Consider the following 24,519-nt stretch of genomic DNA (forward strand, 5'->3'; position numbering starts at 1 on the left):
AAAGAATCCTTGGAACAAAGCCTGACTATCGTCATCCCGGCGCTGAACGCCGCCGGGAGCCTCGGCCCCGTGCTCGCCGCCTGCGCCGGGTTGCGGGTGGTGGTGGTGGATGGCGGCAGCACGGATGCCACCGCCGACCTCGCGCGGGCCGCCGGCGCGCGGGTGCTCGCCTCGCCGCGCGGGCGGGGGGTGCAGCTGGCGGCCGGGGCGGCGGCGGCCGAGGGCGCGTGGCTGCTCTTCCTCCATGCCGATACCAGGCCGGGGCCGGGCTGGCGGGAGGCGGTGCGGGCGGCGATGCGCGAGGCCGGCCGGGCGCATTACTTCCGCTTCGCCCTCGACGACCCCTCGCCCGAGGCGCGACGGCTGGAGCGGCAGGTCGCCTGGCGCTGCCGGGTGCTGGCCCTGCCCTATGGCGACCAGGGGCTGCTGATCAGCCGGGCGCTCTACGAGCAGGTCGGCGGCTTCCGCCCGGTCCCGCTGATGGAGGATGTCGACCTGGTGCGGCGGCTCGGCCGGCGGCGGCTGGCGCCGATGCCAGCCCTGGCGCTCACCTCGGCGGCGCGCTGGCGGCGGGAGGGGTGGCGGCGGCGCTCGGCCCGCAATTTGCTCTGCCTCTCGCTCTGGTTCCTCGGCCTGCCGCCGGGGGTGATCCGAAGGCTCTACGGATGAAGGGCGACGCGCTGATCCTGTTCGCCCGGGCGCCGCGGCTCGGCACCGTCAAGCGGCGGCTGGCCCGCGAGGTGGGCGATGTTGCGGCGCTGCGCTTCCATCGCGGCCAGGTGGCGCGGCTCGTCCGCCGGCTCGGCCATGACCGGCGCTGGCGCTTCGTCCTGGCGGCGACGCCGGACCGGGCGCGCTGGCGGGCCGGGGTGGCGCTGCACCCGCAGGGCGGCGGCGACCTCGGCGAGCGGATGGCCCGCGCCCTCGGGCGGCACCGCCGGGCGGTGCTGATCGGCAGCGACATCCCGGGCCTCGGCCCGGCCGACATCGCCGCCGCCTTCCGGGCGCTCGGGCGGGTGGATGCGGTGTTCGGCCCCTCGGAGGATGGCGGCTACTGGCTGGTCGGCTTCGGGCCGCGGCGGCCGGAGCGACCCTTTGCCCGGGTGCGCTGGTCGAGCGAGCATGCGCTGGCGGATACGCTCGCCAATTTCTCCCGCCACCGGGTGGCGTTGCTGCGGCGCCTGCGCGACGTGGACCATGCGGCCGACCTGCGGGCGCTGCGATAGGGAAGGTCACGGGTGGCCGGCTCGCGCGGAGCCGTGCCAGGATGCGCAAGGCCCGTGGGCAAGGCTCGCGGTCGAGAGCCGCCGGACCGGGGCGGCCAGGATCCGGTGGGCCGACCCGGCCTCGTTCAACCGGCCCCAGGAGGACCAGCCATGACCGCGCCGCTCGCCATCGGGTTCCTGCTGTTCCCGAAGCTTACCCAGCTCGACTTCACCGGGCCCTTCGAGGTGCTGAGCCGGCTGCCGGGGGCGGCGGTCCGGCTGATCTGGAAGGAGGCGGGGCCCGTGCGGGCCGATACCGGCCTCGTCATGCTGGCGGATACGGCGATGGCGGACTGCCCGCAGCTCGACATCCTCTGCGTGCCCGGCGGGCCCGGGGTGGCGGCGCTGATGGAGGACGAGGCGGTGCTCGGCTTCCTCCGGGCCCAGGCCCCCGGGTTGCGCTACCTCACCTCGGTCTGCACTGGGGCGCTGGTGTTGGGCGCGGCGGGGCTGCTGCGGGGCCGGCAGGCGACGACGCATTGGGCGAGCCACGACTTCCTCGCCGCGCTCGGCGCCGTGCCGGTGGAGGCGCGGGTGGTGCGGGACGGCAACCTCGTCACCGGCGGCGGGGTGACGGCGGGGATCGACTTCGCGCTGACCATCGCCGCCGAGATCGCCGGGCCGGAGGCGGCGCAGGCGATCCAGCTGCAGATCGAATACGCCCCCGCGCCGCCCTTCCAGGCCGGGAGGCCGGAAACGGCGCCGCCCGCGGTGCTGGAGGCGGCGCGGCGGCGGGGCGCCGCGATGCGGGCGGAGCGCGAGGCGCTGCTGGCCCGGGTGGCGACGCGGCTCGCCGGCTGATCGGGCGGGCAGGGCAGGGGGCGGCGTGATCGAGGCCCGATGCAGCTGCGGCGCGCTGACCGCCCGGGTGCCCGGCCCCTCTCGGCTGGTGGTCGCCTGCCACTGCACGGAATGCCAGCGGCGGACCGGCGCACCGTTCGGCGCCGGGGCCTTCTATCCCGCCGGCGAGGTGCGGATCGCGGGAGCCGCCAGCGAATACACCCGGGCCGGCGCGTCGGGCGGCGCCGTGCGGACCCGGTTCTGCCCGGCTTGCGGCTCCTCGGTCTACTGGACGGCCGAACGGGCGCCCGGCTTCGTCGCCGTGGCGGTCGGCTGCTTTCCCGAGGCGGAGCAGCCGCGCCCCGCCCGGTCGGTCTGGGAGGAATCGCAGCGGGGCTGGGTGCAGGTCGAGGCCGACCGGCACCATCCGCAGGGCGCCTGACCGGGCCGGGGCATCGCCTGTTGCCCCATGCTGCGGTGCAGCGCACACTCGCACCGATGCCTCCCGACCAGATCACGCCTGTCACCGAACCCGCAACGGATGTCCGGCGGCTGATCCTGCTGCTCGGCACGGCCTGCTTCGCCGGATCCTTCGGCGGGCGGGTGCTCGATCCCTTCGTCACCACGCTTGCGGCCGAGTTCAACGCGCCGGTCGGCCAGGCGGCGCTGCTCGCCTCGGCCTATGCGCTGCCCTATGCGCTGATCCAGCCGATCCTCGGGCCGATCGGCGATGCGGTGGGGAAGCGGCGGGTCGTCCTCGGCGGGCTATGCGCCCTGGCGGTGTTCAGCCTGCTGGCGCTGCTGGCGCCGAGCCTCGGCCTGCTGCTGGCGCTCAGGGCCCTGGCGGGGGCGGCGGCGGGCGGGATCATGCCGCTGACGCTCGCGGCCGTCGGCGATGCGGTGCCGATCGAGGGGCGGCAGGTGGCGCTCAGCCGGCTGCTGGTCTTCGCCATCGTCGGGCAGATCGCGGGCGGGGCGGTGGCGGGAGCGCTGGGCGAGGCGATCGGCTGGCGGGGGGTGATGCTGCTCTGCGCCGGGCTCGCCGCCGTGGCGGCGGCGGTGATGCTGGCCTTCCCGCTCGGCCGGGCGCCGGAGCCGCGCGGGCGGTTCGACGCGGCGCGGGCGGTCCGGCGGTACAAGGGGCTCCTCGCCCTGCCGCAGGCGCGGCTGCTCTACGGGGCGGTGGCGGTGGAGGGGCTGCTGGTCTTCGGCACCTTCCCCTATTTCGCGCCCATGCTGGAGGGGCGGGGGCTCGGCGGCTCGCTCGGGGCGACGGCGGAGGCGGGGCTGACGGTCGCCGCCTTCGGCCTCGGCGGCGTCGTCTATGCCATGGTGGCGCGGCCGCTGCTGGCGCGGATCGGCCAGGGGCGGATGGTGGTGCTCGGGGCGGGGCTGGCGGCGCTCGCCCTCATCGGCTTCGGGCTGGCGCCGGCGGTGGCGGTCTTCGTCGCGGCGGGGCTGGCGCTGGGGACCGGCTTCTACATGATCCACAACAGCATCCAGACCCGGGTGACGGAGCTGGCGCCGGAGGCGCGCGGCTCGGCCGTGGCGCTGCACGCTTTCCACTTCTTCATCGGCCAGTCGCTGGGGCCGGTGGTGATCGGGCTGGCGATCGCCGGGATGGGCGCGGCGCCGGCCCTGGCCGTGGGGGCGGCGGCGATCCTGGCGCTGGGGCTAAGGCTGCGGCGCCGGTAGGCGCCCGGCGTCGCGGCGCTGCTCGAAGGCCTTGGCGTGGATGTAGGCGGCCTGGTGCAGCTCGTGCAGGATGCCGGCGGCCTGCGCGGCCTCGAGCAGGAAGCCGAGGATGTGGTCGGCCTCGATCCGCCCGCCGGCCTCGAGGTCGCGCAGCATGGAGGCCGCATAGGCCCCCGCCGGGTCGGCGAAGAGGCGGCGGAACTCGTCCATGAAGCCGGGGCGGACGGGGTGGCCATGGGCGGCGGCGATGGCGGCGTTGCGCTCGAGGATGCGGTGCATCAGGGCGATGCCGCCCGGGGCGCGGGCGATCTCGCCGGTATTGGCGCGCATCAGCACGGTGCCGAGGGCGGTGGTGCCGAGATGGACCAGCTTCTCCCACATGCGGGACGTGATGTCGGGCACGGCCTCGGCGACCATCCCCGTGGCGGGGGCGGCCAGGGCGGCGAGCGCCTCGGTGCGGGCGGAGGCGGTGCCGTCCAGCTCGCCGAAGGTGAGCCAGCGCCAGTCGCTCAGCTGCTTCACGACCCCGGCCGGCGTCAGCGTCGCTTGGATCTTGGCCAGCCCGCCGAGGACCTGGCCTTGGCCGAATTCCCGTTGCAGGCGGGCGATGTGCGACAGGCCGTTGAGCACGGGCAGCACCGCCGTGCCCGGCCCCATGGCGGGGCGGATGGCCTCGATCGCGGCGTCGAGGTCGTAGGCCTTGCAGGTGAGGAGGACGAGGTCGAAGCCCGGCCCCGCCGTCGCCAGCGTGCGGACGGGGAGGCGGGCATCGCCGAAGGGGCTCTCGATGACGAGGCCCTCCGCCGCCAGCTGGGCCTGGCGGCGCGGGCGGACGAGGAAGGTCACGTCCGCCCCGGCCTGCGCCAGGCGGCCACCGAAATAGCCGCCCAGGGCGCCGGCGCCGAGGCAGAGGATGCGCACGCTCAGCCGGCCTTCAGGTGGTCCAGCAGCTTGGTCGTCGCCGCGGCCTTGTCGGTGCGGTCGATGGCGGCGAGCTCGGCGGCGAGGCGGTCCATCGCCTGCTCGTAGATCTGCCGCTCGGAGAAGGACTGGTCCGGCTGGCCGGCATTGCGGTGCAGGTCGCGCACCACCTCGGCGATGGCCACGGGGTCGCCGCTGTTGATCTTCGCCTCGTATTCCTGGGCGCGGCGGGACCACATGGTGCGCTTGATGCGGGCGCGGCCCTTCAGCGTGTCCAGCGCCTCCTGCATGGAATCCGGCGCGGCGAGCTTGCGCAGGCCGGAGGAGGCGGCCTTGTTGATCGGCACGCGAAGCGTCATCCGGTTCTCGTCGAAGGTGACGACGATCACCTGCAGCGACAGGCCGGCGGCGGACATGCTCTCGATGCCCTGCACGGTGCCGACGCCATGGGTCGGGTAGACGACATGGTCGCCGGCCTTGAACTCCACGGGCTTCGAGGGCTGCCGCGGCGGGATGGAGGGATGGGTGTCGCGCCGCATCGGCATCGGGCCGCTGGGCGGCACCGGGCTCGAGAGCGTCGCCATGGGCGGGGGCAGCGGGGCAGCGGCCTGAGCCTCGGCCATGCCCTGGGGGGCCGGGGCTTCGGCCTCGGGCTTGACAGCGTGCTTCGCGGGCGATTTGGCAACCGAGGCGGCGACCGCACGGGCAGGCTTCGCCTCGGCCGGGCGCGCCGCAGGGCCGGAAGGGCGGCCCTTCTCGGCCTTCGGGGCCGATGGCTTGGCGCGGGCGGGTTGCTTCATTCCAGGTAACTCTCCTGCGTCACCGGCGATGCCATGGCGCGCCGGGAAGGGGCGCACAGATGGGGTGATCGCCAGGACATGTCATCGGCTCAAGACCGATCCGGTTCATTCGAGGGCCGCAGCGCCGCGAGCAGGCCATCCTGGGCGCCTGCGAGGCTCGGCCGAACCCGCCGGAACGGTTCCGCCTTTATGCCGCCAGCATAGCATTATTTTCCGGGGGTGTCACCCGGCTGCCCAGCCGGAGAGCGCAGTCTCAGGACTGAGACGGCCAAGCCCTCACGGCTTGCCGGGATTGGTGCTGAACAGGTCCCGCTTGCCGGGCTTGTCCTTCCACTCGTCGGCATCGGCCGGCGGCTCGCCCTTGCGGGTGATGTTCGGCCATTCCCCGGCATAAGTGCGGTTGAGCTCGGCATAGGGGGCGGCACGGTCGTCGCTGTCGGGAACGATGGCCTCGGCGGGGCATTCCGGCTCGCAGACGCCGCAGTCGATGCACTCGTCCGGGTGGATCACCAGCATGTTCTCGCCGACATAGAAGCAGTCGACCGGGCAGACCTCCACGCAGTCCATGAACTTGCACTTGATGCAATTTTCGATAACGACATAAGTCACGGCGGCTCGGTCCTTTGGCGCAGCCCATGCGGCAGGGCGGAGACATGGACCGGCGCGGCCCGGCTGGCAAGCCGTCAGGCTGAAGTGTCGCCGGAGATGTCCTCGAAGAGCGTCTGCGCCTCGCTCGCCGGCCCGCGCCGGTCGCCGAGCGCTTGCACGCGCCAGATGCGGACGACGCCGCGCTCGGCGCTGCCGAGGGCGAAGGTCAGCACGTCGCCCGGGCGGAGCTTGTAGTGCGGCTTGTCCGTCGGCTGGCGGTTCACCCGGACGCCGCCCTTCTCGACGATGCGGGCGCAGGCGGCGCGGGACTTCGCCACCCGCGCGCACCAGAGCCATTTGTCGAGCCGCTGCCAGTCCTGGTCTTCCGCCTCGGCCATGACCTAAGGCACGGCCTAGCGCAGCTTGAGCTGCGCCAGGATGGCGAAGGGCGAGTCGGGGTTGATCCGCGGCTCCGGCTTGCGCGGCGGCTGCGGCGGGCGCGGGCCGCGGGGCGGGCCGTCATGGCGCGGGCGCTGCTGGTCGGGGCGGCCCTCGTGCCGTCCCTCGGGGCGATGCTCGGGACGCCCCTCGGGCCGGCCTTCGCCACGCCCCTCTCCGCGCCCCTCGGGACGTGGGCCGCGATGCGGCGGCGGGCCCTTGCCCTGGTTCTGCGGCCGGCCGTGCTGGTGGTGCGGCTTGCCGTGATGCGGCGGGCGCGGGCCGCGCAGCAGCTCGGGCGGCAGCGGCGGGCCGTACATCCCCTCCGGCAGGGCGGGCGGCTGCGGCCGCGCCTGCTGCGGCGGGCGGCGGTCGCGCTGGCCCTGCGGCTGTCCTTGGTGAGGCTGCGGCCGACGGTCGCCGCCGCGGGCATGGTGCTGCGGCCGCGGCTGGGCGATGCGGAGCGGCGTCGGTGGGCCGTACTGCCCCTCCTCCAGCGCCTGCGGCTCCATCAGGCGGAAGCCGAGCGCAGTCAGCGTCACGCCGAGGGTGTCCGCCTTCACTCCGAGCCGGCTGGCGAGGTCGGGCGGCGGCGGGGCCGGGGCGCGGCGCGTCAGGTAGCCGAGCTCGGCCGCGATGCGCTCGGCGACGTCGAGGCGAAGCAGCACCGGCCCGGCCTCGATCCAGCCGATGGTCGCGGCGAAGCCGGGCGGCCAGTCGGCCCAGACCGGCGGCGTCGCCATCCCCGGCTCCGGCTTCTGCAGGGCGACGAGGCCTGGCGCGGGCAGGCCGGGCGTGTCGATGTTGCGCGACATGGCCCAGAGCTGGGCGCGCAGCGCCATGGCGCGCGGCTTCAGCGCCTCTGGCACGAAGAGGGCGAAGCGGCCAGCGCGGACGCCGATCGCCTTCAGCTTCTGCCGCAGGTCCGGGTTGATGTTGCCCTCGGTGCCGCCGAGGGCGAGGCCGAGCTGCTCGCGCAGCAGGAAGGCGGGGCCGCGCAGCGCGCCCTCCGCCTCGGCCTTGGCCTCGACCGCCGAGAGGATGCCGAGCTCCTTGGCGACCAGGCCCTCGACGAATTTGGCAAGGCGGGCACGGACGCGCTCGCGCTGGGCGCCGTCGATGAACTCGCTCGGCAGCGGCTCCACCAGCGGCTTCGAGGGCTCGGAGCCTGGGCGGAGGCGGGCGACCTCGGCGATGCCGGCGCCGTTGTTCCAGGTGATGCGATGCGCGGGCGTGAGCGCGAAGGCATCGTCCTTCGCCACCTCGAGGGCGGCGACCCGGCGCGGCATCTCCTCCTTCAGCGCGCGGCGGGCGGCGCGGAGGATGAGCTTGCGCTGCTCCTCCGTCTCCGCCTCGGCCTCGGGGTGGAAGAGGAAGCCCTCGACCTTGCCAACCGGATGGCCCTCGACCACCACCTCGCCCTGGCGGGTGACGGCGGAGAGCAGCTCCTCCTCCGTGTCGTCCAGGCGGCGGATCAGGTGGGCGGCGCGGCGGTCGACGAAGCGGGCGGTGAGGCGCTCGTGCAGCGCGTCGGAGACGGCGTCCTCCGCCTTGCGGGCCTCGCCCTGGATGGTCGCGGCGTCCTTCAGCCAGTCGGCGCGGGCGGCGACATAGGACCAGACGCGGATGCTGGCGAGGCGGGCCATCAGCGTGTCGAGGTCGCCCTCGATGCTGCTGCATTGCGCGATCTGGCCGAGCGCCCATTCGTCGGGCAGCACGCCGTCCTCGGCCAGGTGGCGGAAGACGCGGCTGCACAGCGCCGCATGGCTGTCGTCGGAGAGCTTGCGGAAGTCGGGGATCTGGCAGGCCTCCCAGAGGAGGCGCACCCGCGCGCGGCCGGTGGCGAGCGCCCGGACCTCATCCTCCCGCGCCAGCATGGACAGGGTGATGTGGTCGGTCGCGTCGTTGCCCTTGGCGAGGCCCGGCTGCGGCGCCGGCGCGGCGAGGCTGTCAAGCAGCGCGTCGACGCTGGTGAAGTCGAGCTCGCTGTTGCGCCAGGCCAGCGTCTGCAGCGGCTCGAAATTATGGCTCTCGATCTTCTGCACGATCTCGTCGGGCAGCGGCGGGCAGTCGCCGGTCACGCCGAAGGTGCCGTCGCGCATGCCGCGGCCGGCGCGGCCGGCGATCTGCGCGGCCTCCTGCGCGGTGAGCTGGCGGGGCTTGTGGCCGTCGAATTTCTGCAGGGCGGCGAAGGCAACGTGGTCGACATCCATGTTGAGGCCCATCCCGATCGCGTCCGTCGCCACCAGGAAATCGACCTCGCGGTTCTGGTAGAGCGCAACCTGGGCATTGCGGGTGCGCGGCGAGAGGCGGCCCATGACCACGGCGCAGCCGCCGCGGCGGCGGCGGATGGCCTCGGCGATGGCATAGACCTCGCCGGCGGAGAAGGCGACGACGGCGCTGCGCGGCGGCAGGCGCGTCAGCTTCTGCGGGCCGGCATGGGTGAGCTGGGAGAGGCGCGGGCGCGTCTCGATCTCGGCCTGCGGGATGAGGCGCTGCAGCAGCGGGCGGATGGTCTCGGCGCCGAGGAACATGGTCTCGACCATGCCGCGGGCATTCAGCAGCCGGTCGGTGAAGACATGGCCGCGATCCGGGTCGGCGCAGAGCTGGATCTCGTCGACGGCGAGGAACTCCACGCGGCGGTCGAGCGGCATGGCCTCCACCGTGCAGGCGAACCACCTCGCCTCGGGCGGGACGATCTTTTCCTCGCCGGTGATGAGGGCGACGTATCTCTCCCCCTTGGCCGCGACCATGCGGTCGTAATTCTCGCGCGCCAGCAGGCGTAGCGGGAAGCCGATGATGCCGCTGCTGTGCGCCAGCAGGCGGGTGATCGCCAAATGGGTCTTGCCGGTGTTGGTCGGGCCAAGCACCGCGCGAACCCTGGCGTCGAACATAGGGGGATGGGTGTCCGGCATGCGGCGCCATGCATGGGCCGGATGGCCGCGGATTGCAACCTCGGCCAGGGCCGCGCTACTCGGCGGCATGCCGAAGCCCCTGCCTGTTCACCCGCCGCGATGAGCGCACCGCTGCGGTTCGCGCTGCTCTATGCCGCGCAGTTCGCCACCGTGGGGGTGCTGCAGCCCTTCCTGCCCGCCGTGCTGGTCGGGCATGGGCTGACGCCGGGGCAGATCGCGGCGGTGCTGGCGGTCTCCTCCGCCGTTCGGCTGCTGGCGGCGCCAGCGGTGGGGCGGGGGGCAGACGGCTTCGGCGATGCGCGGAGCATCCTCGTCCTGGCCGCGGGGCTGGCGGCCGGCATGGTGACCGGCTTCGCCTGGGCGCCCGGCTTCGGGGCGCTCGTCGCCGTCGCCATGCTGCATGCGCTGGTGAGCGCGCCGGTGGTGCCGCTCTCGGATGCGCTCTGCCTCGGCGCGGCGCGGCGGATGGGGTTCGACTACGGGCGGGCCAGGTCGGCGGGGTCGGCGAGCTACATCGCGGCCGCGGTGCTGGCGGGCTTCGCCGTGCAGGTGGCGGGGGCGGAGGCGGTGATCTGGATCGCCTCGCTCTGCTTCCTGCTGACGGCGCTGGCGGCGCGGGGGCTGCCGCGGCTGGAGGTCCCGGGCGGCGGGCGCGGCGGCTTCCGGGCGCCCTTCCGCGAGCCGGCCTTCCGCTGGCTGCTGCCCGTCTCGGCGCTGATCCAGGGGAGCCATGCCCTCTACTACGGATTCGCCACGCTGCATTGGCAAGCGGCCGGCCTCTCCTCCGGCGTCATCGGCCTGCTCTGGGGCGAGGGGGTGGTGGTCGAGGTGCTGCTGTTCCTCTGGGGCAGGCCGCTGGTGGAGCGGCTGGGTCCGGCGGGGATGGCGATGCTGGCGGCGCTCGCCGGCGTGCTGCGCTGGAGCGTGACGGCGTCGACGAGCTGGCTGCCGGCGCTCGTCGCCGTGCAGCTGCTGCATGCGCTGACCTTCGGCGCGATGCATCTCGGCGCCATGCGGGTGCTGGGCGGCCTGCCGCCGGGCCAGGCGGCGACGGCGCAGACGCTGCATGCCTCGCTCGGGGTCGGGCTCGCCGCGGGGGTGCTCACCTATCTCTGCGGGCCGCTCTATGCCGCCTATGGCGGCGGCGGCTTCTGGGCCATGGCCGGGCTCTGTGCCATCGCCCTGCCGGTGGCGGCGCGGCTGCGCCTGATCCTGCGGGCTCCAGGTTGAGTACCGGGCAAGCGTCGATCCCGGAAAGCCAGGGGGCGGGAAGTATCCGGCCTATCGTTCCGCATTCGGCCAGGCGAAGGAATGATCCCGATCGACAATGACTTTGAATGTCAGCAGCATTGTTTCTGTTGACCTTCCGCTGAAATACGCCGTAACACCTCTTCGTGTTCACGCAACCGTTTACGGTGTTTCATTGAAGTGATGGAGGGTCGCAGTTTTGGCTAACTTTTATGAAACCTTTTCCAATGGTGTCGGCAAGCTCAATCACGCTTGGGGCAAGATCGACACGAGCATTGCCGGGCAGGTCACGCTCACGGGCAATTCAGGCATGATGCAGTGGCCGAGCGGCGCGAGCGCCGGCAACGGCTATGGCCATTACGAGGTGGTCGCCGCGCTGAAGGGCAACCAGGCCGGCTCCGCGGTCATGCTCTGGCCGGGCAACGACAAGTGGCCGGGCAACGAGATGGACCTCGCCGAGATCTACAATGGCAAGGTCTACGGGACCGCCCACCACAGGACCGCCAGCGGCGGGGACGGCTATCGCACCGCGACCTATGAGGGGATCGACGAGAGCAAGCCGCACAAGTATTCGCTGGACTGGACGCCGGGCAAGCTCGTCTTCAAGGTGGACGGCCATACCTTCGGCACCATCACCCAGAATGTCGGCAAGGACTTCGAGCACGGCGGGGTCGATTCCGTCTTCGGCATGCTGAACAACAACAGCCACACCTCGCTGACGGTCTACGAGGTGAGCTACACCGACACCTGGATCGGCTGAGCGGCCCGCGATCGCCCTGGGTGGGACCACTCGGGGCGTGGATCGCCGGCTCGGCGGGATCAGGGCGACCGGGAAGCCACGCTGGAGGCAGCCGCTGAGGTTGCCCCCGTTATCCACAGGCATCCCCATGATCCACAGGCGTCCGACTGGGCTAGACTGGCGTCATGAACACCATGGACCCGTCTGCCCCATTCGCCGGCCTCGATGGCGGCTTGCTGGGCCTCTCGCAGAGGCTGCCGCCCTCCAACCTCCAGGCGGAGCAGGCGCTGCTCGGCGCGCTGCTGGCCAACAACAAGGCCTATGAACGGGTTTCCGAATTCCTCGCGCCCGAGCACTTCGCCGATGCGGTGAACGGGCGGATCTTCCGCGCCATCCAGCGGCGGATCGAGGCGGGGCAGCTGGCCGATGTCGTGACGCTCCGGCCGGAATTCGAGCATTCCGGCCTGCTCGACGAGGTGGGCGGCCCGGCCTACCTCGCCCAGCTCCTCTCGGCCATGATCGGCATCATCAATGCCGGCGAATACGGCCGGATGATCCATGATGCCTGGCTGCGCCGGCAGCTGGTCGATGTGGGCGAGGAGGTGGTGAACCGCGCCTATGGCGCCGAGGCGGAGCTCGATGCCAAGGCGCAGCTCGAGGCGGCCGAGCAGCGGCTCTTCGACCTCGCCAAGGATGGCGGCTCGGAGGGCGGCTTCGTCACCTTCGAGCGGGCGCTGACCGATGCGGTGCTGGCCGCTGAGCGGGCCTTCTCGACGCCGGGCGGCGTCTCCGGCCTGTCCTCCGGCCTCCGTGACCTCGATGCCAAGACCGGCGGCCTGCATGGATCCGACCTGCTGATCCTGGCCGGACGGCCGGGCATGGGCAAGACGGCGCTCGCCACCAAGGTCGCCTTCGGTGCCGCCCAGGCCCTGGTGCGGGAGGCGCGGGAGAAGGGGCCGGACGTGCAGCCGCGCGGCACCGTCGCCATCTTCTCGCTCGAGATGAGCGCCGACCAGCTCGCTACCCGCCTGCTCTCCGAGGCCTCCCGCATCTCGGGCGACAAGATCCGCCGCGGCGACATCTCGCAGCGCGACTTCGACCGCTTCGTCGAGGTCAGCCGGGAGCTGGCGACCCTGCCGCTGGTCATCGACGACACGCCGGCCATCACCATCTCGGCGCTCCGCACCCGCTGCCGGCGGCTGAAGCGGACGCGGGGGCTGGAGTTCATCGTTGTCGACTACCTCCAGCTCATGCGCCCGGCAGCGGGGACGCGGCCGGAGAGCCGGGTGCTCGAGATCTCGATGATCACCCAGGGGCTGAAAGCGATTGCAAAGGAGCTGGCGGTGCCGGTGATGGCGCTCTCCCAGCTCTCCCGCGCCGTCGAGCAGCGCGAGGACAAGCGGCCGCAGCTCTCCGACCTCCGCGAATCCGGCTCGATCGAGCAGGACGCTGACATGGTCATGTTCGTCTACCGTGACGAGTATTACGAGGCGCAGCGGGCGCCGAAGCAGGTGGCGCATGACAGCGAGGACAAGTTCCAGGAGGCGCTGAACCAGTGGCAGCAGCGCATGGAGGCCGTCCACAACCGCGCCGACCTGATCATCGCCAAGCAGCGCCATGGCCCGACCGGGACCATCCCGCTCTTCTTCGAGGCGGAGTTCACCCGCTTCGGCGACCTGGACCAGGCGCATATCGGCCATGACGGGTACTGAGGGCGTCCTCACCGTCGACCTTGCCGCCCTGGCCGCGAATTGGCGGCAGCTCGCCGAGACGGCGCCGGGGGCGGTCGGCGCGGCGGTGAAGGCGGATGGCTACGGGCTCGGGGCAGCGCCGGTGGCGCGCGCCCTGCTGGCCGCCGGGTGCCGGCATTTCTTCGTGGCCCATCTGGCCGAAGGGGTGGCGGTGCGCGAGGCGATCGGGCCGGGGCCGATGGTCGCCGTGCTCAACGGCTTCCCGCCGGGAGCGGATGGCAGCGAGGGGCTGGTGCCGGTGCTGAACGGGCTGCCGGACCTGGCGGCCTGGGGGGCCGCGGCGCGGCGGGCGGGCCGGGCGCTGCCGGCGATCCTGCATGTCGATACGGGCATGGCGCGGCTTGGCCTCGACGCGACGGAGCTGGAGCGGGTCGCCGCCGACCACGGGCTGCTGGCCGGGCTCGACCTCCGCTACGTGATGACGCATCTGGCCTGCGCGGATGCGCCGGAGCATCCGCTCAATGCCGAGCAGGCCCGGCGCTTCCGGGCCGCCTGCGCGCGCCTGCCGCCGGCGCCGCGGAGCTTCGCCAACTCCGCCGGGCTCTTCCTCGGGCCGGATTTCGCCAGCGACCTGGGGCGGCCGGGCTGCGCCCTCTACGGCATCAACCCGACCCCGGGCCGGCCGAACCCGATGCGCCAGGTGGTCGCGCTGGCGGCGCCGATCCTGCAGGTGCGGGAGATTCCAGCAAGCGCCCCAGTGGGTTACGGGGCGAGCTGGACCGCCGCCCGGCCCTCCCGGATTGCCACGGTTGCCGCCGGGTATGCGGATGGCTACCTTCGCGCCCTCTCGGGGCGGGCCACCGGCATCCTCGCCGGTCGGCCCGTGCCCCTGGTTGGCCGGGTATCCATGGACCTGATTACCTTCGACGTGACCGATGTCCCGCTGCCCGCGCCCGGGGACCGGATGGGCCTGATCGGGCCGGGGCAGACGCCGGACGACCTGGCCGATGCATCCGGCACCATCGGCTACGAGATCCTGACCTCGCTCGGCGCCCGCTACCGCCGCGACCATATCGGCGCCTGATGGCGGCCGTCCTGCTCGATCCGCTCGCGGCCCTCGGCCGCGCGACGCTCGGCGCCTGCCGGGCGATCGGCGACGTGACCCTTTTCGCGCTCGAAGGGGTGAGCCATCTGGTCCGCCCGCCCTTCTACGGCCGGCTGTTCTGGCGCGCCTTCCTCGAGGTCGCCTGGTTCTCGCTGCCGGTCGTGGCGCTGACCGCCGTCTTCACCGGCATGGTCCTCGCTCTGCAGAGCTATACCGGCTTCGCCCGCTTCAACGCGCAGAGCGCCATCGCCAGCGTCGTCGTCATCTCCCTGGTGCGGGAGCTCGGGCCGGTGCTGGCGGCGCTGATGGTGGCGGGGCGCATCGGCGCCAGCTTCGCCGCCGAGATCGGCACCATGCGCGTCACCGACCAGATCGACGCGCTGACCACGCTCTCGACCAACCCGATGAAGTACCTGGTGGCGCCGCGGCTGCTGGCGGCGACCATCGCCCTGCCGCTGCTCGTCCTCGTCGCCGACATCCTCGGCGTGATGGGCGGCTGGCTGATCGGCACGCTGAAGCTCGGCTTCGTCTCGGCGGCCTACCTGAAGTCGACCTTCGACTTCCTCGAGGCGGATGACGTGATATCCGGCCTCGTCAAGGCGGCGGTCTTCGGCTTTATCATCGCGCTGATGGGGACCTGGTGCGGCTACCGCAGCAAGGGCGGCGCGCAGGGCGTGGGCGGGGCGACGACGGCGGCCGTGGTCGCCTCCTCCATCCTCATCCTGGCGCTCGACTACGTGCTGACCGAGATCTTCTTCGCGCGATGAGCATCGGATCCGACGACCGCAGGGTGCAGGCGGCGCCGGGCAGCGGAGGCCTGGAGCGGGCCGCCGACGCCACGCCCAAGATCAGGATGCGGGGCCTGGCCAAGTCCTTCGGGCCGAAGCGCGTGCTGGACGGCGTCGACCTCGACGTGGCGGCGGGGCAGGGGATGGTGATCCTCGGCGGCTCCGGCTCCGGCAAGTCGGTGACGATCAAGTGCATCCTCGGCCTGATCGAGCCGGATGCCGGCGTGATCGAGATCGACGGGGTCAACGTGCTGACGCTGCCGCGGCGGGAGCGGGAGGCGCTCGGCGACCGCATCGGCATGCTGTTCCAGAACGGCGCGCTCTTCGACAGCCTCCCCGTCTGGGAGAATGTCTGCTTCAAGCTGCTGGCGCAGAACCGCATCACCCGCGGCAAGGCGCGCGACCGGGCGGTCGAGGTGCTGGCGCAGGTGGGCCTCGCCGAGACGGTCGGCGACCTTTCGCCGGCGGAGCTCTCGGGCGGCATGCAGAAGCGCGTGGCGCTGGCGCGGGCGATTGCCGCGCAGCCCGACATCATCTTCTTCGACGAGCCGACCACGGGGCTCGACCCGATCATGGGCGCGGTGATCGACGGGCTGATCGTCGACTGCGTGACGCGCCTCGGCGCGACCGCGGTCTCCATCACCCATGACATGGCGAGCGCGCGGCGGATCGGCGAGACGGCGGCGATGATCCATCGCGGGCGCATCGTCTGGACCGGGCCGGCGGCGGAGCTCGGCCATAGCGGGAATGCGATGGTCGACCAGTTCGCCAATGGCGAGCGCGAGGGGCCGATCCAGATGGAGCTGCGGCGGTAGACTTCGTCGCCCGGCTCTGCCTTGATTTCCCCCGGCGAGGTCGCCGTCAGCAGCGGCCCGCATCGAGGAGGAGCCTGGCCGATGACACCGTCCGAGCGCGAGCGGGTGAAGACCGACCTGCAGGCCTATGTCGCCCGGCATGGCCTCAGCATCCATGACCTCGCGGCCCGGATGAAATCCTCCGGCCGAAAGGTCGACTCCAAGATCCTGCACCGCTTCCTCGACCGCGGCCTGCTGGTCGACGACACGGTGCTCGCGGTCTATCGCGGCTTCGTGGACCAGCCTGACTGACACCCGCTGCGGCTTTTTCTCGCTTTCCGCACCGAACGCGGCGCATCCTCGCCCGGCCAGGCCGGCGCCCTGGGCGACGCCTCGGCCCAATTCGAGTTGGGGAGGAACAAAGCATGCACGACCTGACCCGCAGGGCGACGCTCGCCCTCGGTGCCGCCGCGCTCGCCGGCCCGGCCTTCGGCCAATCCGCCATCCCGCGCCGCGACGTGGCGCCGCCGCGCCTGACGCCGGAGCAGGGGGCGAGCCTCCGCATCATCCGCCCGGCGCGCTTCGTCGAGCCGGACGAGGTCATCTTCCGCCGCAACGCGCAGGCCTTCCAGGACCGGTACAACATCCCCGTCCGGGTCGATTTCGTCGGCTGGGAGGACCTCCGGCCGCAGACCGCGGTCGTCGCCAATACCGGCAGCGGCCCGGACGTCGTCATCGGCTGGGGCGACGATCCGCATATCTACCAGGACAAGGTCGTCGAGGTTTCCGACATCGCCGAGTATCTCGGGCAGCGCTATGGGGGATGGACCTTCCTCGCCGAGAAATACGGCAAGAAGGACCGGTCGCAGACCTGGCTGGGCCTGCCGATCGGCGGGAATATCGGGCCTGCCAACTACCGCATCTCGGCCGTCAAGGAGGCCGGGTTCGACGCCATCCCGGATGACCATGCGGGTTTCCTCAAGCTCTGCCAGGCACTGCGGCAGGCAGGCAAGCCGCCAGGCTTCGCCCTCGGCAACGCGGTGGGCGACGGCAACGGCTTCGCGCAGTGGCTGCTCTGGTCGCACGGCGCCGCGCTGGTCGACGAGGAGGGCAAGGTCGCCATCAACAGCCGCGAGACGGTGGCGGCGCTGACCTACCTGAAGGAGCTGTACCCGACCTTCATCTCCGGCACGCTGTCCTGGTCAGACATCTCCAACAACCGGGCCTTCTCCTCGCAGGATATCTGGCTGACGGCCAATGGCGTCTCGCTCTATTTCAGCGTGAAGAACGACCCGAACACGCGGGCCATCGCCGACGACATGAACCATGCGCCGATGCCCAAGGGCCTGGCCGCCGCGCCGCCGCATTCGACGACGGTGATGAACGCCATGGTCTTCAAGCACACGCGCTACCCGAATGCGGCCAAGGCCTTCCTCGCCTTCATGATGGAGGCGGAGCAGTACGACCCCTGGCTGGTCGGCTGCCTCGGCTACTGGGCGCATCCGCTGAATGCCTACCGGCAGAGCAGCGTCTGGTCCTCCGACCCCAAGCTCGCCGTCTTCGCAGATACGATGAACACGCCCTTCTGGAGCGGCTATCGCGGGCCGATCAGCCTCGCCTCCGGCGCGGTCGCGGCGGATTACGTGCTGATCCAGATGTGCGCCTCCGTCGCCGCCGGCCAGGCGACGCCCGAGGCCGCGGCGCGCGAGGCGGAGCGCCGGGCGAAGCGGCATTACCGGGGGTGACGAGCTGGGCGGGGCGGGGGCGACCCCCGCCCCGTCAGTCGAAGATGCCGGGGCCGAGCTTCCGCTCGTAATGCTTCGAGTACTTGTCGGTGATGAGCTCGGTCTTCACCACGATGCAGACATCGGTGGTGTTGAACTGCGGGTCGAGCACCGCGCCGTCGCCGACGAAGCCGCCGAGGCGGAGATAGCCCTTGATGAGCGGCGGCAGGTCGTTCTGCACCGCGCGGATGTCGAGGCCGGCCGGGTCCAGCCGGTCCATCGCCACGTAGCGCTCGCGGAGCGCGCGGGGCCGCAGCGCCGGCGGCGCCAGGTGATGGGCGTGCAGGTAGCTGAGCGCCGGGGCCAGGGCGTCGAGGTCGGTGCCCGGCAGGCTGGCGCAGCCGAACATCAGGTCGATCCGGTGGCGGAAGACATAGGCGGCGATGCCGCGCCAGAGCAGCTGCAGGGTCCCCCGGGTGCGATGGTTGGCATCGACGCAGGAGCGGCCGAGCTCGAGGATCGGCCCCGGCAGGGCCAGCAGCGGCGCGATGTCGTACTCGGCCGCGGAGTAGAAGCCGCCGACCGCCCGGGCCGCCTCCCGCCGGATCAGCCGGTAGGTGCCGACGACGGAGGCCGGGCCCTCGCCCAGGTCGTGGTCGATGACCAGCAGGTGGTCGGCGACGGCGTCGAAGGCGTCCCGGTCGCGGGCGCTGGCCAGCGTCTCCGCATCCGGCTTGGCGCCCATCTCCTCGTAGAAGACGCGGAAGCGGAGCGCTTGGGCGGCGTCCACCTCCCCTACCGTCTCGGCGATGCGGACGCCGAGATTGCCGGCACGTAGCTCGCCGAATCCGGCATCGGCGGTCGGGGCGGCAGGCGCCGCGAAGGGATCGGCGCTCATGCCTCGTCCCGCGGCTTGGCCGGGCGGCGCGGCGCGGCGCCTTCCGGGAAGCGGCGGCCGAAGAGTTCCAGCCGGTGGTCCACCAGCTCGAAGCCGAGGCGGGCGGCGATCTCCTGGGCGAGGGCCTGGTGCCGCGGGTCGGCGAATTCGATCACCTTGCCGGTGTCGACATCGATCAGGTGGTAGTGCTGGCCGCGATCGGCCTGGTCGTAGCGGGCGCGGCCGCCGCCGAAGTCGCGCCGCTCGAGGATGCCCTTCTCCTCCAGCAGGCGGACGGTACGGTAGACGGTGGCGATGGAGATGCGGCTGTCCTGCGCCACGGCGCGGCGGTACAGCTCCTCCACGTCGGGGTGGTCCTCGCTCTCCGAGAGCACACGGGCGATGAGCCGACGCTGGCCGGTCATCTTGAGGCCGCGCTCGATGCACATCCTCTCGATGCGGGAGATGCCCTCACGGTCGGCGGAAGCGGGCGTATCCATGCGGCTGGCGGTCTGCCCTTCCTGGGGGTCGCTGAGATCGGACGGGCGACCATAAACCGATGCCGCGCCCGCGACCATGGCGGAGGCAGCCCCCGGCGCCGCCCCGCAATCCAGGGGCGGAGCCCCGGGGGCGGCCCCCGGGCGACGCTGGCGGATCAGGCGGTCTTGGCGGCCGCGGCGGGCGCGGCCTCGCGGCGGCCGGCCCGCGGCGGGCGGCCGCGCGGCTTGGTGCCGAGGCCGATCTTCTTGGCGAGCGACGAGCGATGCTTGGCATAGTTCGGCGCCACCATGGGATAATCCGAGCCGAGGCCCCAGCGCTCCCGGTATTGCTCGGGCGTGAGGTTGTAGGAGGTCTGCAGATGCCGCTTCAGCATCTTCAGCTTCTTACCGTCCTCGAGGCAGATCAGGTATTCGGGGGTGATCGACTTCTTGACGGGCACAGCCGGTTGCGGCCGGTCAGGCTGCGACTTCACGATCGGCTGACCGACCGAGGCCAGCGTCTTATATACTTCCTGAATCAGGTTCGGCAGATCAGCCAAGGCGACCGGATTGTTGGACACATGCGCCGCAACGATTTCAGCGGTCAGTCCAAGCAGTTCAGTCGAGGGGGATTCTTCAGCCATCTGGCACGTCTTCCTGTTTGAAGTCTCTGCCCTATAGTACCTGTCGAGGCCGTTTCGCAATCCGTTTCGACCGGTTGAAGGGCAACAAACCTTGAGTCTTGTAAACGCGAAAGAACTGACTGGTGACCGTCAGATAGACATCACGGCCGAGACTTGCCCAATGACCTTCGTTCGCACGCGGCTGGCCCTCGACAGCATGGCGCCCGGCCAGACCCTGCTGGTCCGGCTGCGCGGCGAGGAGCCGCGGCGCAACATCCCGAGGACCGCCACGGAGCAGGGCCACGCGGTGCTGGCCGAAGCGGAGGCCGGGGACGGGACGGCGCTGCTGCTCCTCAGGAAGGGCTGAACGGGCGGCGGAGGACCAGCGCATCCTCGCCGCCGGCATAGTAACGGCGGCGGCGGCCGACCTCGGCGAAGCCGGCGGCGGCGTAGAGGGCCAGCGCCGGGGCATTGCCGGCGGCGACTTCGAGGAACATCTCCCGCGCCCCGCGGAGGATGGCGCCCTGCATGGCGCTGGCGAGCAGGCCAGCGCCGAGGCCCCGGCGGCGGGCGGCGGGGGCGACGGCGAGGGTCAGGATCTCCGCCTCGCCGGCGGCGGCGCGGGCGAGGACCAGCCCCTCCGCCGGGCGCCAGAGGCCGAAGGCGCCGGGCATCTCCAGCATCAGCCGCATCGCATCGGGGCCCCAGGCTTCGGCCGGGGGAAAGGCCGCGGCATGCAGCGCGGCGAGGGATGCCGCGTCCTCCGGCTGGGCCGGGCTCATCCCGGGCGTCCCGGGCGCCGCACCGCCGGGGGCTCGCCATAGAGCGGACGGGCCGGGAGCGGCGGCAGGGCGCCGGCGAGGCGGAGGGCAGCCACGCGGGCGGCGGCGATGGCGCTCGGCAGGCGTGAATCGCTGAGCAGCGCATCGAGGCCGCGGGCGGCGAGGCGGGCGGCCACGCCGGGCGCCGCGTCGCCGGCCAGCGCGACGGGGCCGCCCGGGCGGGGCAGGTCCGCCTCGGCGACGACCTCCGGCGGGCCCTCGACCTGCAGGCTGCCGGGCGGGAAGCGTTCCAGCATCACCCGGCCGCGGCGGTTGTCGATCACCGACCAGACGGCGCGGGGGCCGGGGGGGAGGGCGGCCGCCAGCGCCTCGCCGGTGGTGACGCCGATGGCGGGGCGGCCGGCGCCGAGGGCCAGGCCCTCGGCCAGGGCCAGCGCGGCGCGGATGCCGGTGAAGCCGCCCGGGCCGACGACGGCGGCGACGGCATCGAGGCCAGGGGCGGCAAGGCCGGCCTCGCGCAGCACCGCCTCGGCCATCGGCGGCAGCAAGGCGGCATGGCCGCGCTCGCCCAGCGCGGCGCGGGCGGCCAGGACCCGGTCGCCCTCGACCAGGGCGGCGGAGCAGCCGGCCAGCGCGGCGTCGAGGGCGAGGATCAGCGCCATCTCAGAGCGCGAGTTCGACCATCACCGGCACATGGTCGCTCGCCTGGGTCCAGCCGCGGGCGGGCTTCAGCACCTGGTGGCGGGTGAGCGCGCCGGCCAGGTCCTGGCTGACCCAAACATGGTCGAGGCGGCGGCCGCGGTCGGAGGTCTCCCAGTCCTTCGCGCGGTAGGACCACCAGGTATAAAGCTTCTCCTCGGCCGGGACGAAGTGGCGGAGGGCGTCGTGCCAGTCGCCGGCCTGCTGCCAGCCGGTCAGCGCCTCCACCTCCACCGGGGTGTGGGAGACGACGCCGAGCATCTGCCTGTGGCTCCAGACGTCATGCTCGAGCGGGGCGATATTGAGGTCGCCGACCAGCACGCTGCGCCGCGCCGGGCCACGCTCCTTCGTCCAGGCGGTGGCCTCGGCGACGAAGTCGAGCTTGTGGGCGAATTTCGGGTTGGCCTCGCGGTCCGGCGTGTCGCCGCCGGCGGGGACGTAGAAGTCATGCAGTTCGACCGGGCCGCCCGGGACATCGAGGGCGACGCCGAGATGGCGGCAATCGCCCTTCGAGCACCAGTCCGGGTCGTCGTGGCGGATCTCGAAGGGGATGCGCGAGAGGACGGCAACGCCGTTGTAGCCCTTCATCCCGCGATGGGCGATGTGCGGGAATCCCATCGCCCGGATCTCCTCCAGCGGGAAGAGGTCGTCCGGGCACTTGGTCTCCTGCAGGCAGAGCACGTCCGGGTCGAGCGCCGAGATCAGCCCGGCCAGCAGCGGGCGCCGCAGGCGGACGGAATTGATGTTCCAGGTGGCGATGCGGAGGGTCCGGGCTGGAACGGCGTCGGATGGGGCAGCGTGCGGCATGGCCGAGGGATAGACGGGCCGGGCAGGGGCCACAATAGCGCGGCCCCCGCGACGCCGAACCGCGGGAAGCGCCGACCGGGGCCCCCGCGGAACCGCGCCGCGGCTTTGTGAGGCGTGATCAGACGATGCGCGTCCGCACCTCGCCGACGCCCTCGACGAAGCCTTCCAGCAGGTCGCCCCGCTGCACGGCGGCGACGCCTTCCGGCGTGCCGGTCATGATGAGGTCGCCCGGCGCGAGGCGGACGAGGTGGGAGAGGTTGGAGATCACCTCCGGCACCGACCAGATCAGCTTCGAGAGGTCGGAGGTCTGGGTGACCTTGCCGTTCACCCGCAGCTCGATCTTCCCCTTCGAGACGTCGACCCCCTTGGCCGGCACCAGCGCGCCCATCGGGGCGGAGTTGTCGAAGCCCTTGCCCATGTCCCAGGGCCGGCCGGTCTTCTTCGCCTCGTTCTGCAGGTCGCGGCGGGTCATGTCGAGGCCGGCGCAGTAGCCCCAGACATGCTTTAGCGCATCCTCGACGCCGATATCGGCGCCGGCGGAGCCGATGGCGACCACCAGCTCCATCTCGTGGTGGAGCTGCTTGGTCATTGGCGGGTAGGGCATGTCGGCCTCGTTCACCACCAGCGCATCGGCTGGCTTGGCGAAGTAGAAGGGCGGTTCGCGGGTCGGGTCGCTGCCCATCTCGATGGCGTGCTCGGCATAGTTCCGCCCGACGCAGAAGATGCGGCGGACCGGGAACATCTGGCTGCTGCCCCGGATGGGGACGGCGGCCACCACCGGCGGCGTGATGACATAGTCGGACATGCGCTGGATGCCTCCCTGACGCGGATATCGTTCGGCGCGGGCATAGCAGCGCGGGCCAGGGCCAGGAAGCCGCCGCTTGCGCGTGGTTGCTTATGGACCCGGAAAAAAATCGCCTGTAAGTTGATGGAACGCATAAAAAAGACGCCCGGACAGGGGGGTGCCCGGGCGTCGGTACGCTAGTTCCGATCGGAATGGTCGGGCGAGCCGGTAGGGGAAACCGGGCATCACCGCTGGCCTTTTAAGGCAGCCAGCGTGCTGACAGTAGCGAAAGACGGAGCCGTACGCAAAAGGCGTTTGCGCGAGGCAGCCATGCGACTGTCCCGTGGGGGCTGTATCACGCAGGCGTGATGCCCCCTTTACTCGGCTGCGAGGGGCAAACGCCGCCGGGCGGCCCAGGCTTCCGCCGCCTCGCCAAAATTTTCGAGAAGGCCACGGCTGACCGCATCCGTCTCCCAATCATACTCCGGATGCCACTGGATGCCATAGGCGAAGCCGACCGCATCGCGGACGCGGACGGCCTCAACGGTCCCGTCCGGGGCCCAGCCCTCGGCGACGAGCCGCGGGGCCAGCCGGGCGATGCCCTGGTTGTGCAGCGAGTTCACCGGGATCTCGGTCCGGCCGCTGACCCGGGCCAGCAGGCTGCCTGGGGCCAGGCGGACGCCATGCGCCTTCGCCGTGCGGATGCGGCCGTATTTCTGGTCCGACGGCGTCGAATGGTCGAGGCGGCCGGGCAGGTCCTGGATGCGCTGGTCGAGCGTGCCGCCCAGCGCCACGTTCAGCTCCTGGAAGCCGCGGCAGATGGCCAGCACCGGCAGGCCGGCGGCGATGGCGGCCCGGATCAGCGGCAGGGTGGTGGAATCGCGGGCGATGTCCTCGGGCGTGCCCTCGGCATGGGGCGGGCCCTCGTAGAAATCCGGGCAGACATTGGAGCGGCTGCCGGTGAGGATCAGCCCGTCGAGCCGCGGCAGGATCTCCGGCACCAGGGCCTCCCCGGCGGCAGGCAGCAGGACGGGGATGCCGCCGACAGGGCCGAGCGCCACGCGGACATAGCTGTCGGAGGCGGCGTGGTTCGGCGTGGCGAAGATGCCGAAGGCCTTCACGCAGCAGGAGATTCCGATGAGGGGCTTCATCACCCCCGCAAAATCGCGCGGCAGTGCGGCGCGTTCAAGACGACAACCGCACGAATGGCCGCAAATTCGTCATTGCGGGATGCCGAGCTCCTCGCGGAAGCGCGGATCGTTGAAGTCGAAGAGCAGGGCGGGGAAGCGGCTGCCATATTCCGGCTGGAACAGCGTCACCCGCGTCTCCTGCGCCTGGGCGTCGACCACGGCCCATTGCTTCAGCTCCACCGGGTTGTCGGCGAAGACGAGGGTGAGGCGCCCCTCGGCCGCGCGCCCGGTGCGGACGATGGTGATGCGGAAGACGCCGCCGCCCCGCTCCACTCGGGTGACGGTGACGTCGCCGGCGAGGCGCACCTCGTCGCGCAGCAGGATGCCGAGCGGCGTCGAGGCGAGCGGGATGGTCGTTGCCTGCTTGAGCTGGCGGTCGAAGTAGAAGAACTGGCCGTAGCTGGCGACGAGCAGCAAGGGCTCGGGCGGGTCGTACTCGAAGCGCATGCGGCCGGGGCGCTGGATCCAGGCGGTGCCCTCGGCGGCGGCGCCGTTCTGGGCGATCTGCAGGAAGCGCGCCTTCATCGTCCGGAGCGCGCCGAGCCAGGCCTCGGCGCGGGCGATGTCGGCCCGGTCGCGGTCGCTGAGGCCGGGGGATTGGGCGGAGGCCGGGCCGGCGGCCCAGGGCGACGACAGGGCGAGCGGCAAGGCGAGCAGGGTGCGGCGGTCCATCGCCCAGCATGTGGACCGGCAGGGCGGCGAGGGAAAGCCCCACCGGACCGTGAAGACACGTATCGGCAGCGTGATGCCGGTGCTGGGCGCCGGTGGGCCACCCTGCCCGCACGAT

Annotated in this window: 28 protein-coding genes; 14 read left to right on the plus strand and 14 right to left on the minus strand. The window is 72.2% G+C overall.

What is annotated here, in order from left to right; translation table 11 throughout:
- The first annotated feature begins 9 nt into the window (after window positions 1-9).
- The 5 genes from AC5JJ1_RS29000 (at window position 10) to AC5JJ1_RS29020 (ending at window position 3,740) form a co-directional block, all read left to right on the plus strand.
- Window positions 10-669, plus strand: coding sequence for a TIGR04283 family arsenosugar biosynthesis glycosyltransferase (locus AC5JJ1_RS29000; RefSeq protein ID WP_495788594.1), 660 nt, complete (start codon window positions 10-12; stop codon window positions 667-669).
- Window positions 666-1,226 (plus strand): TIGR04282 family arsenosugar biosynthesis glycosyltransferase, encoded by a 561-nt coding sequence (locus AC5JJ1_RS29005; RefSeq protein WP_495788595.1) that lies wholly within the window; start codon window positions 666-668, stop codon window positions 1,224-1,226. The genes AC5JJ1_RS29000 and AC5JJ1_RS29005 overlap by 4 nt, the downstream gene beginning before the upstream one ends.
- Before the next feature lie 150 nt (window positions 1,227-1,376).
- Window positions 1,377-2,066 (plus strand): DJ-1/PfpI family protein, encoded by a 690-nt coding sequence (locus AC5JJ1_RS29010; protein WP_495788596.1) that lies wholly within the window; start codon window positions 1,377-1,379, stop codon window positions 2,064-2,066.
- Window positions 2,067-2,091: 25 nt separating this feature from the next.
- Window positions 2,092-2,487: a GFA family protein gene (locus tag AC5JJ1_RS29015; RefSeq protein ID WP_495788597.1), complete on the plus strand. Its 396-nt coding sequence runs from the start codon at window positions 2,092-2,094 to the stop codon at window positions 2,485-2,487.
- 56 nt (window positions 2,488-2,543) lie between these two features.
- Entirely contained in the window at window positions 2,544-3,740 is a 1,197-nt protein-coding gene (locus AC5JJ1_RS29020; protein WP_495788598.1) for an MFS transporter, read from the plus strand.
- On the opposite strand, the gene AC5JJ1_RS29025 is transcribed toward AC5JJ1_RS29020, so the two are convergent.
- The 5 genes from AC5JJ1_RS29025 to AC5JJ1_RS29045 form a co-directional block, all read right to left on the minus strand.
- Window positions 3,720-4,661, minus strand: a complete 942-nt coding sequence (locus tag AC5JJ1_RS29025; RefSeq protein ID WP_495788599.1) for a ketopantoate reductase family protein — start codon at window positions 4,659-4,661, stop codon at window positions 3,720-3,722. The genes AC5JJ1_RS29020 and AC5JJ1_RS29025 overlap by 21 nt on opposite strands.
- Window positions 4,662-4,663: 2 nt before the next feature.
- Entirely contained in the window at window positions 4,664-5,461 is a 798-nt protein-coding gene (locus AC5JJ1_RS29030) for a CarD family transcriptional regulator (protein WP_495788600.1), read from the minus strand.
- A gap of 276 nt (window positions 5,462-5,737) precedes the next feature.
- Window positions 5,738-6,070, minus strand: a complete 333-nt coding sequence (fdxA, locus tag AC5JJ1_RS29035; protein WP_495788601.1) for a ferredoxin FdxA — start codon at window positions 6,068-6,070, stop codon at window positions 5,738-5,740.
- 74 nt (window positions 6,071-6,144) lie between these two features.
- The gene (locus tag AC5JJ1_RS29040; RefSeq protein WP_495788602.1) at window positions 6,145-6,447 is read right to left on the minus strand and encodes an RNA-binding S4 domain-containing protein; all 303 of its coding nucleotides are present in this window, start codon (window positions 6,445-6,447) and stop codon (window positions 6,145-6,147) included.
- A gap of 15 nt (window positions 6,448-6,462) precedes the next feature.
- Window positions 6,463-9,402, minus strand: coding sequence for a helicase-related protein (locus tag AC5JJ1_RS29045; protein WP_495788603.1), 2,940 nt, complete (start codon window positions 9,400-9,402; stop codon window positions 6,463-6,465).
- A gap of 99 nt (window positions 9,403-9,501) precedes the next feature.
- Between AC5JJ1_RS29045 and AC5JJ1_RS29050 the strand changes: the two genes are divergently transcribed.
- From AC5JJ1_RS29050 to AC5JJ1_RS29085, 8 genes are all read left to right on the plus strand, one after another.
- Window positions 9,502-10,632, plus strand: a complete 1,131-nt coding sequence (locus AC5JJ1_RS29050) for an MFS transporter (RefSeq protein WP_495788604.1) — start codon at window positions 9,502-9,504, stop codon at window positions 10,630-10,632.
- Between the two features lie 328 nt (window positions 10,633-10,960).
- On the plus strand, window positions 10,961-11,410 hold the full coding sequence (locus AC5JJ1_RS29055) for a family 16 glycosylhydrolase (RefSeq protein WP_495788605.1): 450 nt from the start codon (window positions 10,961-10,963) through the stop codon (window positions 11,408-11,410).
- A 164-nt stretch (window positions 11,411-11,574) separates the two neighbouring features.
- The gene (locus AC5JJ1_RS29060; protein ID WP_495788606.1) at window positions 11,575-13,101 is read left to right on the plus strand and encodes a replicative DNA helicase; all 1,527 of its coding nucleotides are present in this window, start codon (window positions 11,575-11,577) and stop codon (window positions 13,099-13,101) included.
- On the plus strand, window positions 13,088-14,164 hold the full coding sequence (gene alr / locus AC5JJ1_RS29065) for an alanine racemase (protein WP_495788607.1): 1,077 nt from the start codon (window positions 13,088-13,090) through the stop codon (window positions 14,162-14,164). Before AC5JJ1_RS29060 ends, alr begins: the two co-directional genes overlap by 14 nt.
- The gene (locus AC5JJ1_RS29070) at window positions 14,164-14,952 is read left to right on the plus strand and encodes an MlaE family ABC transporter permease (protein WP_495788608.1); all 789 of its coding nucleotides are present in this window, start codon (window positions 14,164-14,166) and stop codon (window positions 14,950-14,952) included. Before alr ends, AC5JJ1_RS29070 begins: the two co-directional genes overlap by 1 nt.
- A gap of 86 nt (window positions 14,953-15,038) precedes the next feature.
- On the plus strand, window positions 15,039-15,788 hold the full coding sequence (locus tag AC5JJ1_RS29075) for an ABC transporter ATP-binding protein (RefSeq protein ID WP_495788669.1): 750 nt from the start codon (window positions 15,039-15,041) through the stop codon (window positions 15,786-15,788).
- A gap of 81 nt (window positions 15,789-15,869) precedes the next feature.
- Complete coding sequence (locus AC5JJ1_RS29080) at window positions 15,870-16,079, plus strand: hypothetical protein (protein WP_495788609.1); 210 nt, start codon at window positions 15,870-15,872, stop codon at window positions 16,077-16,079.
- A 113-nt stretch (window positions 16,080-16,192) separates the two neighbouring features.
- A complete protein-coding gene (locus tag AC5JJ1_RS29085) occupies window positions 16,193-17,512 on the plus strand; it encodes an ABC transporter substrate-binding protein (protein ID WP_495788610.1) in 1,320 nt (439 codons plus the stop codon).
- A 34-nt stretch (window positions 17,513-17,546) separates the two neighbouring features.
- Here AC5JJ1_RS29085 and AC5JJ1_RS29090 read toward each other — a convergent pair whose 3' ends face one another.
- From AC5JJ1_RS29090 to AC5JJ1_RS29100, 3 genes are all read right to left on the minus strand, one after another.
- On the minus strand, window positions 17,547-18,389 hold the full coding sequence (locus AC5JJ1_RS29090) for a GNAT family N-acetyltransferase (protein ID WP_495788611.1): 843 nt from the start codon (window positions 18,387-18,389) through the stop codon (window positions 17,547-17,549).
- A complete protein-coding gene (locus AC5JJ1_RS29095; RefSeq protein WP_495788612.1) occupies window positions 18,386-18,868 on the minus strand; it encodes a Fur family transcriptional regulator in 483 nt (160 codons plus the stop codon). Before AC5JJ1_RS29095 ends, AC5JJ1_RS29090 begins: the two co-directional genes overlap by 4 nt.
- Window positions 18,869-19,023: 155 nt before the next feature.
- A complete protein-coding gene (locus tag AC5JJ1_RS29100) occupies window positions 19,024-19,491 on the minus strand; it encodes a Ros/MucR family transcriptional regulator (protein WP_495788613.1) in 468 nt (155 codons plus the stop codon).
- 160 nt (window positions 19,492-19,651) lie between these two features.
- On the opposite strand from AC5JJ1_RS29100, the gene AC5JJ1_RS29105 reads away from it, so the two are divergent.
- Window positions 19,652-19,837 carry a sulfurtransferase TusA family protein gene (locus AC5JJ1_RS29105; protein WP_495788614.1) on the plus strand — a complete coding sequence of 62 codons (186 nt, stop codon included), beginning with the start codon at window positions 19,652-19,654 and terminating at the stop codon, window positions 19,835-19,837.
- On the opposite strand, the gene AC5JJ1_RS29110 is transcribed toward AC5JJ1_RS29105, so the two are convergent.
- The 6 genes from AC5JJ1_RS29110 to AC5JJ1_RS29135 all read right to left on the minus strand — a co-directional run bounded on the left by AC5JJ1_RS29110 (window position 19,824) and on the right by AC5JJ1_RS29135 (window position 24,404).
- Window positions 19,824-20,252, minus strand: coding sequence for a GNAT family N-acetyltransferase (locus tag AC5JJ1_RS29110; RefSeq protein WP_495788615.1), 429 nt, complete (start codon window positions 20,250-20,252; stop codon window positions 19,824-19,826). The two genes, AC5JJ1_RS29105 and AC5JJ1_RS29110, sit on opposite strands and share 14 nt — an antisense overlap.
- A complete protein-coding gene (gene tsaB, locus AC5JJ1_RS29115) occupies window positions 20,249-20,914 on the minus strand; it encodes a tRNA (adenosine(37)-N6)-threonylcarbamoyltransferase complex dimerization subunit type 1 TsaB (protein WP_495788616.1) in 666 nt (221 codons plus the stop codon). The genes AC5JJ1_RS29110 and tsaB overlap by 4 nt, the downstream gene beginning before the upstream one ends.
- 1 nt (window position 20,915) lies before the next feature.
- Window positions 20,916-21,758 carry an exodeoxyribonuclease III gene (locus AC5JJ1_RS29120; RefSeq protein WP_495788617.1) on the minus strand — a complete coding sequence of 281 codons (843 nt, stop codon included), beginning with the start codon at window positions 21,756-21,758 and terminating at the stop codon, window positions 20,916-20,918.
- A 118-nt stretch (window positions 21,759-21,876) separates the two neighbouring features.
- Window positions 21,877-22,563: a fumarylacetoacetate hydrolase family protein gene (locus AC5JJ1_RS29125; protein WP_495788618.1), complete on the minus strand. Its 687-nt coding sequence runs from the start codon at window positions 22,561-22,563 to the stop codon at window positions 21,877-21,879.
- Window positions 22,564-22,919: 356 nt separating this feature from the next.
- Window positions 22,920-23,693: a gamma-glutamyl-gamma-aminobutyrate hydrolase family protein gene (locus AC5JJ1_RS29130; RefSeq protein ID WP_495788619.1), complete on the minus strand. Its 774-nt coding sequence runs from the start codon at window positions 23,691-23,693 to the stop codon at window positions 22,920-22,922.
- Between the two features lie 69 nt (window positions 23,694-23,762).
- Window positions 23,763-24,404 carry a LolA family protein gene (locus AC5JJ1_RS29135; protein WP_495788620.1) on the minus strand — a complete coding sequence of 214 codons (642 nt, stop codon included), beginning with the start codon at window positions 24,402-24,404 and terminating at the stop codon, window positions 23,763-23,765.
- Window positions 24,405-24,519 lie beyond the last annotated feature (115 nt).

The organism is Belnapia sp., from assembly GCF_059504005.1.